General features: G+C 42.4%; 13 protein-coding genes and 1 tRNA gene. 11 read left to right on the top strand and 3 right to left on the bottom strand.

The window, feature by feature from the left end; translation table 11 throughout:
- The first annotated feature begins 2 nt into the window (after positions 1-2).
- Genes I6N95_RS23175 through I6N95_RS23160 form a run of 4 tightly spaced genes read left to right on the top strand, consistent with a single transcriptional unit; the run spans position 3 to position 5,075 of the window.
- On the top strand, positions 3-1,019 hold the full coding sequence (locus tag I6N95_RS23175) for an ABC transporter ATP-binding protein (protein WP_209531913.1): 1,017 nt from the start codon (positions 3-5) through the stop codon (positions 1,017-1,019).
- Positions 1,012-1,839, top strand: coding sequence for an ABC transporter ATP-binding protein (locus I6N95_RS23170; RefSeq protein WP_209531911.1), 828 nt, complete (start codon positions 1,012-1,014; stop codon positions 1,837-1,839). Before I6N95_RS23175 ends, I6N95_RS23170 begins: the two co-directional genes overlap by 8 nt.
- Entirely contained in the window at positions 1,832-3,094 is a 1,263-nt protein-coding gene (locus I6N95_RS23165) for a M20 family metallopeptidase (RefSeq protein ID WP_209531909.1), read from the top strand. The genes I6N95_RS23170 and I6N95_RS23165 overlap by 8 nt, the downstream gene beginning before the upstream one ends.
- Positions 3,087-5,075 (top strand): S9 family peptidase, encoded by a 1,989-nt coding sequence (locus I6N95_RS23160; protein ID WP_209531908.1) that lies wholly within the window; start codon positions 3,087-3,089, stop codon positions 5,073-5,075. Before I6N95_RS23165 ends, I6N95_RS23160 begins: the two co-directional genes overlap by 8 nt.
- Here I6N95_RS23160 and I6N95_RS23155 read toward each other — a convergent pair.
- Positions 5,072-5,845 carry an IclR family transcriptional regulator gene (locus I6N95_RS23155; RefSeq protein ID WP_209531906.1) on the bottom strand — a complete coding sequence of 258 codons (774 nt, stop codon included), beginning with the start codon at positions 5,843-5,845 and terminating at the stop codon, positions 5,072-5,074. The genes I6N95_RS23160 and I6N95_RS23155 overlap by 4 nt on opposite strands.
- 91 nt (positions 5,846-5,936) lie before the next feature.
- On the opposite strand from I6N95_RS23155, the gene I6N95_RS23150 reads away from it, so the two are divergent.
- Entirely contained in the window at positions 5,937-6,869 is a 933-nt protein-coding gene (locus I6N95_RS23150; RefSeq protein ID WP_209531904.1) for a DUF1177 domain-containing protein, read from the top strand.
- Positions 6,870-7,178: 309 nt separating this feature from the next.
- The gene (locus I6N95_RS23145) at positions 7,179-7,697 is read left to right on the top strand and encodes a hypothetical protein (RefSeq protein ID WP_209531902.1); all 519 of its coding nucleotides are present in this window, start codon (positions 7,179-7,181) and stop codon (positions 7,695-7,697) included.
- Positions 7,698-7,786: 89 nt separating this feature from the next.
- Here the strand turns inward: I6N95_RS23145 and I6N95_RS23140 are convergent, their stop codons facing one another.
- A complete protein-coding gene (locus tag I6N95_RS23140; RefSeq protein WP_209531899.1) occupies positions 7,787-8,425 on the bottom strand; it encodes a Crp/Fnr family transcriptional regulator in 639 nt (212 codons plus the stop codon).
- A 505-nt stretch (positions 8,426-8,930) separates the two neighbouring features.
- On the opposite strand from I6N95_RS23140, the gene I6N95_RS23135 reads away from it, so the two are divergent.
- The 5 genes from I6N95_RS23135 (at position 8,931) to I6N95_RS23115 (ending at position 13,379) form a co-directional block, all read left to right on the top strand.
- Positions 8,931-11,513 (top strand): fibronectin type III domain-containing protein, encoded by a 2,583-nt coding sequence (locus I6N95_RS23135; protein ID WP_209531898.1) that lies wholly within the window; start codon positions 8,931-8,933, stop codon positions 11,511-11,513.
- 14 nt (positions 11,514-11,527) lie between these two features.
- Entirely contained in the window at positions 11,528-12,070 is a 543-nt protein-coding gene (locus tag I6N95_RS23130) for a hypothetical protein (protein WP_209531896.1), read from the top strand.
- 61 nt (positions 12,071-12,131) lie between these two features.
- On the top strand, positions 12,132-12,773 hold the full coding sequence (locus tag I6N95_RS23125) for a hypothetical protein (RefSeq protein WP_209531894.1): 642 nt from the start codon (positions 12,132-12,134) through the stop codon (positions 12,771-12,773).
- A 27-nt stretch (positions 12,774-12,800) separates the two neighbouring features.
- Complete coding sequence (locus tag I6N95_RS27575) at positions 12,801-13,103, top strand: LPXTG cell wall anchor domain-containing protein (protein ID WP_209531892.1); 303 nt, start codon at positions 12,801-12,803, stop codon at positions 13,101-13,103.
- Positions 13,104-13,306: 203 nt separating this feature from the next.
- Positions 13,307-13,379 (top strand) — tRNA-Val (locus I6N95_RS23115).
- A gap of 173 nt (positions 13,380-13,552) precedes the next feature.
- On the opposite strand, the gene I6N95_RS23110 is transcribed toward I6N95_RS23115, so the two are convergent.
- A complete protein-coding gene (locus I6N95_RS23110) occupies positions 13,553-13,792 on the bottom strand; it encodes a hypothetical protein (protein WP_209531890.1) in 240 nt (79 codons plus the stop codon).
- Between the last annotated feature and the right edge of the window lie 130 nt (positions 13,793-13,922).

Raw genomic sequence — 13,922 nt, 5'->3', positions numbered from 1 at the left:
TGATGAAAGGTCAACGATTATTGGAAGTCAAGGAGTTATCGATTGAGTTTAGTATTGAGAAAGAACGAGTCCGAGCGATTGATCAACTGTCTTTTACTTTAGATAAAGGGGAAGTACTGGGAATTGTTGGGGAATCTGGTTCAGGTAAAAGTATCTCGGTGACAGCTTTGATGAAATTGTTACCGCCAAATGCGCGGATTATTGAAGGGGAGATTCATTTTAATGGTCAGGAGATTGTCAGCTTAAATGAAAGGGCGATGCGTAAAATTCGTGGCAATCAAATGTCGATGATTTTTCAAGATCCCATGACGAGTTTGAATCCAGTCTATACGATTGGAAATCAACTAGTCGAGGTGATTCGTCTGCATCAAAATGTTAACCGAAAAGCGGCTAGAGAAGAGGCCATTAAATTATTGACTTTGGTGGGGATTAAGGAACCGGAAAAGCGGTTGAGGAAGTACCCTCACGAGTTTTCAGGAGGCATGCGGCAGCGTGTCATGATCGCGATGGCTGTTGCGTCCAACCCCGCGCTGATTATTGCTGACGAACCGACGACGGCTCTGGATGTAACGGTTCAGGCACAAATTTTGGCTTTGTTACAAGAATTGAAAGAGAAAATTAATACCAGCATTATTTTCATTTCTCACGACTTAGAGGTGGTCGCGGATATTGCCAATCGGATTGTGATCATGTATGCTGGGCAAATTGTTGAAAGTGGTGACACGCAAAAGATCTTTGCTAATCCACTTCATCCTTATACCCGCTTGTTGATTAAATCAATTCCCAAGTCCAATAAGGCCAGCGGTAAATTACCCTATATTCGTGGAAAAGTTCCCCATTTGAAGGACATTCCTCAGGGGCGGTGTCGTTTTGCTGATCGGATTCCCTGGATCCCCGAGAGTGCTCATGAAAAAAATCCGACACTACATGAAGTGGAAGCGGGCCATTTTGTTCGCTGCACTTGTTACCAGCATTTTGTGATGAAAGAGGAACTGACAAGAGGTGATGGCCATGAGTGAGGAGATCTTGCTGGAGACAGTTGCTGTAAAGAAACGTTTTGTTTTATCTAAAAAAAGTCTGTTTAATCAAGGAGAGAGCATCCAAGCCGTGAATGGGGTCTCTTTACAAATTCGTCGAGGGGAAACACTGGGAATAGTTGGTGAGTCTGGCTGTGGCAAATCAACCTTTGCTCGAACGATCACCCGATTGATTCAACCGACGTCTGGTGAGATTTACTATCAAGGCAAGGAAATCAGCCACTTAAAGTTTTCTGAACGACAGAGCTTGCGTCAAGAGATTCAAATGGTTTTTCAAGATCCTTTTGCTTCAATTGATCCTCGCAAAAAGATTTTGCAAATTTTGACTGAACCTTTGACTATTCATAAAATTGGCACTGCAGAAGAGCGCAAAGCGAAAGCTCTGGCCATGTTGAAGCAAGTGGGCTTACAGCCAGAGTACAGTTCGCGTTATCCCCATGAGTTTTCAGGTGGCCAGTGTCAACGGATTAACATTGCTCGAGCTTTGATGCTTAACCCGAAGTTGATTATCTGCGATGAGCCGGTTTCGGCACTAGATGTGTCGATTCAAGCTCAGGTGATCAATTTATTAATTGAGTTGCAGGAAGAATTTCAGTTGACCTATTTGTTTATTTCCCATGATTTAAATGTGGTCCGTTACTTCTGTGATCGGATTGCGGTGATGTATCAAGGAGAAGTGGTGGAGTTTGACGAGGCGGAGGAGGTTTATCACCGTCCCAAACATGCCTATACGAAAAAACTATTGGCAGCAATACCAGGCAAACGGTCTGCTGTCGAGAAAATGGAGGGAAAAGATGGATAAAACAGAATTGATCGCATTAGTTGAAAACAATCAGGCAGAATTAATTGAATTATGCTCATCTTTATTGCAAATACCTAGTGAAAATCCAGATGGAGATACGGCTGCCATTACCACTTTTATTTCCAATTATTTATCTGATAATGGCATTGAGCCGCTGCATTATGAAGCCAACCCTAAGCTGGTTAATATAGTGGCGAACATTGGCGAAGAAGAAGGGCCTCAGCTGATTTATTGTGGTCATTCTGACACGGTTCCAGTTGGCAATCGTGAAAAATGGTCTTTCGATCCCTTTTTAGGTGCCAGTCAAGGAGGGTTTTTGTTAGGTCGAGGAGCTAGTGATATGAAGACAGGTCTGGCAGGTTTATTGTTTACGGCCGTTCTATTAAAACGATATCAGTTGCCGCTAAAAGGTGGCTTAACTTTGGCGATTGTAGCAGATGAAGAGACGGGCGGGGAGTATGGGGTTCCTTGGTTGTTGGCTCGTAAGCTGATAGCTGGAGATGGTTGTCTAATCGCAGAACCTTCCAATGCTCTTCATCCGACGATTGGTCAGAAAGGCTCCTGTTCTTTTACCTTGACGGTTAAAGGGATTCCGGCTCATGGTAGCTTGGCGCCATTAGTTGGTCGTAGTGCGATTGTGGATGGAATGGCAGCCATTGAAAAAATTCGTCAGGTAACGGCTTTAAAAGGCGTTATTCCAGAGGAATTAGTGGGCTTATTGGCCCAATCTAATCAGTATTTGCATGAGGAAAATCCACAAATGGCGGGAATTTTTGAAATGGTGACGTGTAATATTGGAACCATTAAGGGTGGCACAGGTGCTAATGTGGTGGCAGATAGCTGTGTGATTGAGATCGATTGTCGCGTGCCTTTTGGCATCCAACGTTCTGAGGTGATGGCTTTTGTTGCAAGTCAATTGGCTCAGCTGGGAATTGATTATACAGTGACTGATTTAGGGTTTAAAAGCGAGGCGAATTATACCTTGCCGACTGATCCAGTCTGCCGGGCGGTGGTTGACAATATTCAAGTTGTCAGCAATCAAGCAGCCTATGGTGTTCTCCAGTGGGCTTGCAGTGACGCCCGACATTTTCGGCAGTACGGCATCCCGGTTTTGCAATATGGACCGGCTGAATTGTCGACTATTCATGGGTTTGATGAGCGGGTGAAGGTTGAAAATGTGGTCGAATGTGCCAAAGTTTATTTGTTGGCAGCTATGGACTTTTTAAATGGGGATAAGGAGGACTGTTATGACTAATAAGGTGAGGACGGAAGATCTTTTTCAGATTACATTGTTTTCCGCCCCTGAAACCAGTCCGTTCTTAGTTGATCAAGTGACGTTTGTTAAAACGCGAGTGTCTCAAGAGCAAAACTGTTATTTATCGAGTATTGTGCTACTTGACATAGAGACGAAAGAAGAACAAGTTCTGGTGCCAGAGGAGTGTCAGAATTATTATCCCAAGTGGTCTGCTGATGGTGACACGTTGTTGTTTATCTCCAATCGAACGGGGATCGCACAAGTCTATCTTTATGAACGAGAAACTGGCGAAATTCGCCAGCAAACGTATACGGAAAAAGGGGTGGAGCACCTTCTTTGGCATCCGGATAATCAGCAATTCTTTTTTGGAACCCGTTGTCAAAAAGGGCGTCGTAGATTGGACTGGCGAGCTGAAGAAAAGGTGGCCTCAGCCTTTCCAAGTGCTTATATCACAGAAGAGTTGCGTTATAAGATGAATGGTTACGGGCTATTGACGCCAGGGGAGGAAGCTTTTTGGTGCCAACAAAGACTAGATGGAGAAGCAGCGGAAGTGATTTGTGACTACCATCAAGGATATGGCTTAAAGTTGCCAGCCGATATATCACCTGACGGTCGGTATTTAGCCATTGAAAGACAGTTGGCACTGCATGATCCTTTTAATTTTGATTCGGGGATTTTTTTGTTAGACTTGCAGACTCAAGACTGGCAGCAGGTAACACCGGAAACCGGTGCCTTTGGTGAGCCATGTTTTTCACCAGATGGTCAGTCTTTAGGGATGATAGGTAATCCTTTACCATATTTAACCTCAAATGAGTTTCGCGTCTTTCACTATGACCTTAAGACAGGCCTGTTTAGCAATGTTTTACCAGCTGAAGATGTTCAAGTGACTGATTTTGGGGTGAGTGATTGTAAATTAGTCAATACAAACAAGCAGCTTCAATGGACGGCTGACAGTCAAAAGATGCTCTTTCTAGTGTCTGTTGAAGGCCGCGTAGCGCTTTATTCAGTGACGCGAGCTAGTTTAGAAGTGACGAAGGAAAGTGAACAGCTGGAACACGTTGTTGATTTTGTGACGACTGAGAAAGGCCAGGTGATTTTATCGGTCACTTCGCCTAAAAATCCTGGTTCATTGGTCCAGCTGGTTGGTTCAGAGGGCGGAAGGCAGCTTTTAGTGGGAGCGGATTACACCCGAGAATTAGCTTCTTACGAGGTTGTGGAGTTTCAAGCATCTGATGGCGGACGGGTTCCTGGTTTTATCGTCTGGCCTACAAAACTACCTGAAAAAGGCGCGAAAATTCCGTTGATTTTGAATATCCATGGTGGACCTTATACGATGCATGGGGCGACCTTTCATCATGAGGTCCAGCTGATGGCGGCTGAAGGTTACGCTGTGCTATTGCTTAATCCGCGAGGGAGTTTTGGTTACGGCCAACAACACATCGATGGGGTGATTGAGCGCTATGGCAAGGAGGATTATCAGGATTTACTCAGCGGTTTGGATCAGGCTTTAGTGGCTTATCCGCAGATTGATCAGGAGCAACTGTTTATTGCTGGAGGGAGCTACGGCGGTTATTTGACTAATTGGATTGTGGCTCACGATCAGCGCTTTAAGGCTGGAGCGACTCAGCGCTCGATGGTTAATTTAGTCAGTTTGGTTGGCACGAGTGATAATGGCTATTTCTTTAATGTCACTGAAAGTGGCGCTGATATTATAAAACCACAGAAGCTTTGGGAAGAATCTCCTTTGGCTTATGTGGCTAACATTGAGACGCCCTTGTTGATTTTGCATGCCGAAGAGGATTATCGCTGCCCGATGGAACAAGGGGAACAATTATATGTGGCGTTAAAGTATTTAGGGAAAACAGCTCGTTTTGTGCGCTTTCCTAGTTCCAATCACGAACTATCTCGTTCAGGCTGGCCGAATCTACGCATCACGAGACTGAGGGAAATCATGAATTGGTTTGCTGCTTATCGCACTTAATAGTAGTGATAGGTTGATAGATCCAAGTCATGGAGTGTTAATAATTGGCTTAGTTCGGCGGCACTTTGTTTTAAGAGCTGGCCGTAGAGCGGAATATCTTCTGACTTTAGTCGGTAAACGGGAACCGCAATCGTTAAGGAACCGATGACGTGTTGTTCCAAAAATAAGGGAGAGGCGATCGCCGTGACATCGGCCGTAAACAATTCAGAACTGGTACACCAACCGTGTTCTCTGACATGGGCAATGCCAGCGGTCGTTTGGGCCACCACTTCTGAAGCTGAGGCTGTTAATCCCGATGTGGCGGTGGCTAAAGTATTGGCGATGAGTTCTTCGTCTAAAAAAGCTAAAATAGCCCAGTAGGAGGCGCCTTCAAATAAGCGTACTTCGTTATTTAGGCGGACGTCAAAGGTCACCCGATTGGTCGGTTTGATGGCGTCAATATTGGTAGCAGTCGTGGTGTTTAACTTCACTAAGTAAGTTGCTTCAGCGGTTTGTTTCATAATGCTTTCTAGCATGGGTTGAATCAACTTTGAAACATTATATTTATCAAAGGCTTTATTGCTGATTTTGATTAATTCAGGGCCGAGAGAATATTGTTTGGTCTGTTCGATCTTCCTTAAATAGTCATTAGTTGTAAAGGTCTCAAGGATACGATAGGCGTTAACTTGGGGAATTGCCAGTTGTTCAGCGACTTCGCGAGCGGTCCAAAGGCGTTGTTCGGTACCGAATAGATTCAAAACGCTAAGAGCATGAGTTAAAGTTTTAAGCATGTTGTAAATCTCCTCATAAAAGTTATTCAATAAACTAAGTATAAGAATTAATAAATGGAAAAGCAATCATTATGGAAAGGAAGTTAAATTTATGGTGTTACGGCAGGTGTTGACAATTTTTGAATTAATGGACAGTGCCTATGTAAATGGGGAAAGCTTTGAGGCGTTGTTTCAAGGGAATCCTGAAGTGGTGTATACGACGACAAAAGTCAAAGGAGAGAAAGGAACAACTGATTTTGTTAAAGTTGTCATCAAAGGCAGTCAAGGGAAAGCTCGGGGAGGAGAGGCGCCAACCTTAGGCATTATTGGTCGTTTAGGTGGGATCGGAGCTAGGCCAACGAGAATTGGCCTAGTCTCAGATGGGGATGGGGCCATTGGGGCTTTAAGCGTGGCCTTGAAGTTAAGCACGATGCAACTAAGGGGAGATGTCCTATTAGGAGATGTGATCATCACCACCCATATTTGCCCAAATGCGCCAACACAAGCTCATGAGCCAGTTGATTTTATGGGGTCACCCGTGGATATTTTAACGATGAATTGCTACGAAGTGGATTCGGAGATGGATGCCATCCTCTCGATTGACACGACTAAGGGAAACACGATTATCAATCATAAAGGTATCGCCATTTCACCGACAGTCAAAGAAGGCTACATCTTACGGGTAAGTGATGATTTAGTGAGATTATTGACGACGGTGACGGGAGATTATCCAGTCACTTTTCCGATTACCACTCAAGATATTACTCCTTATGGTAATGGGGTTTACCATCTTAATTCGATTTTACAGCCTGCCGTTGCGACAACTTCCCCGGTGGTTGGCGTGGCGATTACCGCCAAAAGTGCTGTTCCTGGAAGTGGAACGGGTGCCAGTCATGAGGTGGACATAGCTTTAGCCGTTAAGTTTGGGATCGAAGTGGCAAAGGAGTTTGGCAGTGGTGCTACTCAGTTTTATAGCCCAGCTGAATATGGGCGTCTGACTCAACTTTATGGCAGTTTAGCGCAATTACAAACGTTAGGCGACTAGCTACTAGGGGCATCGATCAGGAATATCAAAAAGCCATCTCTTAAGAAGGAGACTGGCTTTTTTGGGTTAAGAGGCTGAAGAAGGTTGATATTAGTCGGGAATAGCCAGAGGCTTGTTTTCAGGTAGTTCAAAGGAGCTATTATATCGTGGGTATAACCTGTTCTTTTTTTATCAGATATACTAAAAACATCACCGATTATTAGTTTGATAGCGAGCGGCGGCTGATTAGTTTTCGGCTGGGTGAGGTTTTTAAGAGGTAGTGAACGTCAATAGATGTTTGATCAGCTACTATTTGATAGGAGGAATACTGTGTTAAAGAAAAAAAGTGTCCGAATTGGGCTAATAGTTTTATTAGGCGTTATCTTGGTAGCCGGAAGTGGGTTGATGTATTATCGTCTGTCTCGTATTCAAGGAACGATAGCGACCTCAATCATCAATGAAGAGCTAGAAGAAACCGATGCTCCTAAAGTAGTGGTATATACTCAGGATCGGTCGTTTAAGAACGAAGTAATGAAGAAGGTAACAGCGGATATCAGTACTAGGCCCATTTACTTGGAAATTTTGCCAATTGAAGAAATTAGTAAGGACTTGGATCAATGGGATAAGATTGTCATTTTTACAACAGTTCAATCTAGTGAACCGCCAGAGAATGTCCTACCGATTATTACCAAGTATCGAGACGATCAGCGGATGGGGCTATTTTTGACTGCTGATTCAGGAGAGTGGGCCCATCAACCAGATGATGTTGAAGCTTTAACAGCTGCTTCAAGATCTTTAGATAATGTCGATGAGTTTGCGACGCAAATTATATCATTTATTACTGACTAGACGATTTAGGTTTAACAGCTGTTCAAAACAATGGCAATAAATTACTCGCAAACCCCCAGAGAGCTTACTAGCCTCTGGGGGTTTGCGAGTTAGGCAATCAAAAAAGGAGCCGACTTAGTTAGTAAAAAGCCTGTGTTATGTAGTTCTTTTAAGCTTGTTGAGACACGAGGTTGAGAGGTGCGACAAAATCGGGCTAAGATTGATTGGGTAATTTCTTTAGGGAGTTGTAGGTGACCGTCTTCAGTTGGTTCGCTAATAAAATCACTTAAATATTGTAAGGTGGCTTTGATTCGTTCGACAGGCATCAAATTTAGAAAATCTAAAAAATAGTAATGACGTTGAAAAATATCGGCAAAATTGGTTAAGAGCAACTCATAAAGTTCTGGTTTTTGACTGAGAGCGGTTAGTAAGGTGTCTTTTTTTATCTTTATGATGTTTGCAGTTGGACTAATAATTCTGATAGCATGGCCTTTAGTCGGAAAACTGGAAAAAGCGTCTAAGCCAAAAAAATCATTTTCAAAAATAAATGCTGAGATGTAGTGACGACTGTCGTCTAAAATCTCAACGGAAGCCAACCCCTGTTCTAGTAAAAAAAGAGATTCCGTTTTTTCGTATGTTGTAATAACCAGCTCATCTTTGGTTAAGTGCAACTTTTGAAAGGTGTGTGGAGCTAGCTCTTTTGAGGTGAGGTAATCGATGATATCTTTGTTATTTTTATAGTGCTCCATTGTTCCATCTCCCCATTAGCTCATTTGGACTGTTATTATATCATATTTGATAGGGACTTTTGCCGAATGTTTATTAAGCTGGAATTTAATTGTTATGAGGAAGGATATTAATAGTGAAGGGGAAGTCTGTCCTCTAAATAAAAAAGTTTTTGGTTACAGAAATGTTACATAAAAGTTACAAAATATTTACAAATCAATGAGAATAGTTCCTTAAAAAGACACAATTCAGTTGTATACTGAAGGTGTAGCTAAGAGAACCAAGGATTGTAAGTGGGAACGAAACATGAGGATGCTTCAAGTGACTGCTATTTAAAGAGAATCAGAAGTATTTAATGATCGCATGTGTGAGGCGACAAAAACAGTAAAAAAAATAAACGAATTTTTTAATTAGGCATGTTTTGAAGTACGATATACATCCCGTAATATAATCGAAACATATAGCCAAGTGGAGCTGTATAAATGGAATTGTCTAACAAAATAGAAAGAAGAGTGGAGGAGAACAGAGATGAAAAAGAAAAGAATAATAGTGACGGCTGTTCTCCTTGCCCTAGCATCACCTGTTCAAGCGTTAGCGGCAATCATGGATGAGGAAGTTATCTTAATGAGTGGGGAAGTTGAAAGCAGTGAAGCGGAGTCGTTGGAAACAAGTGAAAGTGGAGTCATTGAAAATACAACCGTTGAGGAGCTGAATGAACCGACATGTGACGAGTTAGATGTCAGTTTAGATAGCGAATTTATATCCGAAGTGGTTGAATCCGAGGAAACGGTCTCTGAGTCGTCTGATGAGAAACCACAAGGGCGGGCACTCGTTGAACAGGACGTTGATGGTTTTTGGTTAGTTGATTCTGCGGCAACTTTAACGGAGTTACTAAAAGACTCGCAAAAGTTAAAGTTTCGATTAACCCAGGACATTGATTTAGGAACAAAAGGCTATCGCTTAAAAAATGGGGTAGTGATCGATGGGGGTCATCATAAGATAGTTTATGATAAAGGTGGTTACTACGATCGCGGCTTTTATATAGATGAAACAAATGCGACAGTTGAAATACGTAACACGCAATTTGGGAATACAGATGGGACGAAAGCGGTTGGGTACTATGGTTTTCTAACAGGTTATGACAGTGGGAAAAATATGACCTTTATTTTCGATAATGTGGATTATTATTCCAACAATGGGCAGATGATCTTCAATCGACATGGTTCGATTATTATGCGTGGAAACAATACCATCGTTCAATTAGCAACGGGAACATACGGACAAGAGTGGGCTGAGACCAATTATGTCGAGGTTCAAAGTGGTACGACAACTGTTGAGCATTTTTCCCTTTCCACTTCGGCATTTATCTGGTCAGTTAGTGCCGATGTCGCTAATCCACGAGCTAATTCATCTCAAATAGTCGTGCGTCAAAATGCAGACATGACCATTAAAACGAACGGAGCCATGACGTATGATTATTTAGCGCCAAGTTATCTGGTTGAAGAGAATGGGCAGTTGCTAATTGATAAAGTCAGCTTAGCTTCTGGGGAAGCACGGAATGCGTTCTTTTACTTCCCGCAAACTCAAAAGGTGACCTTTGATTTTCGCAAAAACAGTCGCGTGACCTTTTTATTGCCAGCACCGATCAATTTGGGTTCAGCAAGTGGTGGTATGACCATTGGTGAGGGCGCAAAGGTGAAAATGGAGGTCGCTGGGGGGACCATTTTTACACCAAATAATACAAGCACCTTTCTGTTGAGGATGGACGATCCAGAATATGTTGAATTCATGTCTTCTGGTAAGGGGACTCTAGGGCTAAGTGGCTTAGGTGCTACGACAAGTCGCAACTTGTCATTTGTCAGCAGTACTGTTCAAAAAATAGAGACTTATACGAGTAAAGCCGCCTTAATACCGTCGGCGACGATCGTGCGAAGCAGTGCAGATTTGCGCGTTCGTGTCGATACTTATACGAATGCTCAAGGTTCAGTTAATCCATTAACAACGACAGAACTGTCTGCCTTAGGAGGATCGCAAAAACTAGTCTTTAGTCAAACGATTGCTGAACCTAGTCAAGTCAAGGCGTACGCTCATGAAGTGACAGCGACAACTGCCCAACTGCAGGGGAGTTCTATCAACAATGGCAGTTTAGCCACAGAGGTGACCTGGTATTTGTATACAGCAGAGGCCGATTTAAATGATCCAGCAAAAGCTCAACAGACCGTTACGCTAAGGGAACTTGATCAAGGCAACGGAGTTGGAACAGGAACCTTTCAGTCACCAGTTGACGGATTAACGCCTAATACGAAATATTGGGTACAAGCCGTTGTTAGCAATCAAGTGGGCCAAAGCCCATTGTCTACAGCCTCGACATTTATAACGCTACCATCTTTGGATCGGATTCGAGCAGATATCTTAGACGAGCATTCAGCATTGATAGCGGGAAGATTATTAGGGGGGAATTATACTCAAGTAACTGTGGAGTATAGTTTGGATAGTCAGTTTCCTACTGGCAACACATGGAGTGCAACCACAGAATTAATGGGTGTTAACAATCGCTTATTCACCGCTTCATTATCTGACTTAATAGCTGATAAGACTTATTATGTCCGAGCTAAAGTGAGAGGATTATCTGGGGAAGACGTGACATTAGTCACGACGCCAATCACTAAGTTCAGAACATCCTTTGATCTTATTAATGTGGAAATTCCGATTGAGATGGCATTTCAAACGGAGGCGAAGGAACTTGGGAAGAATCGAGCAGGGGAAGTGACGTCAGCGGAATATGAGGTAGTGAATCACGGAGACATTCCGATGAAGGTCTCTTTAGCCAGCCTTTCTGCTGAAAATGAGGAGGCTGAGGGATTGTTGTTGCGCCAAGATTTTGAGAGCAGTGATGGTTCAGATGAGCTGGCCTTACAACTTATCGCCGATGGTGGGGAGCCTCATTTTATCACAGGAGAACTCGCAAAAAATCCACTGGAGCTAGGTGTTTTAGGAATAGGTAGCAACAATCGACAGGGAATTCGTTTTACAGGTAAATACTTTAATCCGACTAGGGAAGCAGTATTTCCAATTTATAAGCTAACGTTTAAAGTTGAAATTAATGGATAGAAAAGGGGAATTAGATGACGGAACAACCGATTAAGACACAAGAGGTAGAAGAGAAAAAGCGGAAAAAATATTGGCTGATCGTTTTGTTATTAGCGGCACTTTTGGCAGGAGGAACCTATTATTATTTTTTAACACGTTCAACGCCGATGCAAGTCGTGTCAGGCGACTATTTACCAGATGTTAAAGACGCTCAAAAGATGAGTGATAAAGAGTTAAAGGCAGCTGAGCAGGAGGTTGTAGATGCGAGTAAATTTAATATGGTGATTAAGTCTCAAGCCGTTTTTGAATCAGGGGAGTCGACGGGAAGTCTTTACATTCAAAATCCAGTTGTTAATGGCTATCCCATCAATGTCGTCATTCACTTAGATGAAACCGATGAAGAAGTCTACAACTCAGGCGCAATGTCTCCAGGTTTTGAAATCTCCGGAGCTAAATTGGATAAAATTCTCGCTATGGGTGATTATCCCGCAACTGCAACCTTTAATATTTACGATCCAGAAACAAATGAAAAACGTGGCCAGGTCCAAGCGGGCATTGCCATTCAAATCAATAGCTAATTAAGGAGTTAACAGCAAGACTGTTGAACATATAAAATTAAAAAAGAGGAGCAATACAATAATGAAAAAAGCAACATTAGTAGCAACCGCAATGGTCGGATTCACTTTATTAGGATTAGGACAACCGGTTTTAGCAACCGTCATCGATGGTGAAGGGACAGCAGATGTCGAGATTAAAGGGACGGTCGGTAAATTAGATAATACCAATCCTGAAGAAATAATTCCCGAGGGAACAGATGAGTGGGTCAATGTAACCCTTGATACGGCGACGGCGTTTCATACTACAACGGCTAGCCAGCACAAAATGATCGATTCAGCTGATTATCAGATTGCCAATAATTCAGGGCGTGGTGTGCAAATTACCTTAAGTGACATCGAAGGCGAGCCCGTTTTAGTTGATGTCTTGACAATTAATGGCATGGTGAATGGCAATACACCGAATCCGCCGATCGCTGTTGATTTAGTGACCAATAGTCTTCCAGCGAACTTGACTCAGGAGGCCTGGATGGTACTGGGAAATAAAGATGGAAAACTCAACATTAGCTCAGATACAGCAGGTACTTATGGCAAAACCGCATCTTTCAATTATTCTGGTTCCACGATAGCTAATTTACCTGCCGGGATTAAAGATGAAGCCACAGAGGAAACGTATAAGTTAACCTTGAAATTTACGTCTATTAATGAAGATGGTACAATTGGTTAGGTTTAATTAAGGTGACAACAAGTGAGGGTGAAGCGCATTAATCGCTTGAAGTATTTCATTGCGGTAGCTATCGTAGGAAGTTCAATGATGACGGTTGCCAGTGCTAGTGCTGATCTTGAAATCATTGGCCAAGTGGGTGAGTTTCGTGAGGAATCTGCGATTTCCAGCGAATCCAGTGTGGAGCAAAGTTTAGCAGAGCCATTGGATAACACGATTTCTTTGGACAGATTGCCTAAGACCGGTGAATCCAGTGATTTTGGGTGGATGTTAATCGGTGGTGGGGTGCTATTCGCTGTGATTTTCAGTCAGAAACGAGTAAAACATAGATAAGTAAAAAGCCGAAGAAAGAGGATCTTCGGCTTTTTACTTGATGTGATAAAGAAGGTTGTGCACTAAGTATCGATTTGACATGGTACTTCTTTTGCAAAATTTACTTGAATTGCTGCTAAATTACAGTTGATATCGGTCGATAAGTCTGCTATTATATTGAGTAGAGTGTTGGATCGTAACAATCAGGACTCTGCTAAAACAAAGGTTCCTTAGCTCAGTTGGGAGAGCATCACCTCGACAAGGTGGGGGTCGCTGGTTCGAGACCAGTAGGGACCATACTAAAACGCCGTATCCTTTTATTCGTAAAGGATACGGCGTTTTTGTTTTTTAGTGGCTACCATGTTGGAAGTTTCGATTGTTCTACTTGATGAATTAACTATACCAAGAATTAGCGCGATTCAACAGCAAAATTAGTGAGAGGCCCTTACGTTTTTGTTATAAACGACAGATCAATCTTCATGTTGTAACTGAATAAATTGAATAGTCTTATTAGTCAAATTAATGTCAATATCAGCCTGATAAGTGTTTAATTCAAATATTCTAACAGCCTCATTCGTAATAGTGCCGTAAAACAATTCACTGTTATCAGAATCGTCAATTTTTACAGCTACTCTCTCAGCATTTTCTAAAACAAAAAAATGAAAGTCATAGGAAAAGATGGTCCACCCATTAACTGTTTGAGATGTCATTAAGTTCACCTCTGTCTTCTGTTTACAAAGATTACAACATGAGATTAGTAAGAAAAATCTAATAGTATTATCAGGTTAGTATTACTTAGTGATATAATTAACTTGTTGAATGATATTAAGGGGGAAGTAA

It is taken from the genome of Vagococcus allomyrinae (assembly GCF_017829975.1).
In the GTDB taxonomy this organism is placed as follows: Bacteria; Bacillota; Bacilli; order Lactobacillales; family Vagococcaceae; genus Vagococcus_D; species Vagococcus_D allomyrinae.
The sequence above is the reverse complement of the archived record's forward strand: the minus strand, read 5'-3'. Positions and strand labels throughout refer to the sequence as shown.

Bases quoted from the DNA above. Each gene is read 5' to 3' on its own strand.
- I6N95_RS23130 (WP_209531896.1), top strand. From the start codon at position 11,528: ATGACGGAACAACCGATTAAGACACAAGAGGTAGAAGAGAAAAAGCGG.
- I6N95_RS23175 (WP_209531913.1), top strand. From the start codon at position 3: ATGAAAGGTCAACGATTATTGGAAGTCAAGGAGTTATCGATTGAGTTT.
- I6N95_RS23125 (WP_209531894.1), top strand. From the start codon at position 12,132: ATGAAAAAAGCAACATTAGTAGCAACCGCAATGGTCGGATTCACTTTA.
- I6N95_RS23160 (WP_209531908.1), top strand. From the start codon at position 3,087: ATGACTAATAAGGTGAGGACGGAAGATCTTTTTCAGATTACATTGTTT.
- I6N95_RS23110 (WP_209531890.1), bottom strand. From the start codon at position 13,792: ATGACATCTCAAACAGTTAATGGGTGGACCATCTTTTCCTATGACTTT.
- I6N95_RS23135 (WP_209531898.1), top strand. From the start codon at position 8,931: ATGAAAAAGAAAAGAATAATAGTGACGGCTGTTCTCCTTGCCCTAGCA.
- I6N95_RS23140 (WP_209531899.1), bottom strand. From the start codon at position 8,425: ATGGAGCACTATAAAAATAACAAAGATATCATCGATTACCTCACCTCA.
- I6N95_RS23155 (WP_209531906.1), bottom strand. From the start codon at position 5,845: ATGCTTAAAACTTTAACTCATGCTCTTAGCGTTTTGAATCTATTCGGT.
- I6N95_RS23165 (WP_209531909.1), top strand. From the start codon at position 1,832: ATGGATAAAACAGAATTGATCGCATTAGTTGAAAACAATCAGGCAGAA.
- I6N95_RS23150 (WP_209531904.1), top strand. From the start codon at position 5,937: ATGGTGTTACGGCAGGTGTTGACAATTTTTGAATTAATGGACAGTGCC.
- I6N95_RS23170 (WP_209531911.1), top strand. From the start codon at position 1,012: ATGAGTGAGGAGATCTTGCTGGAGACAGTTGCTGTAAAGAAACGTTTT.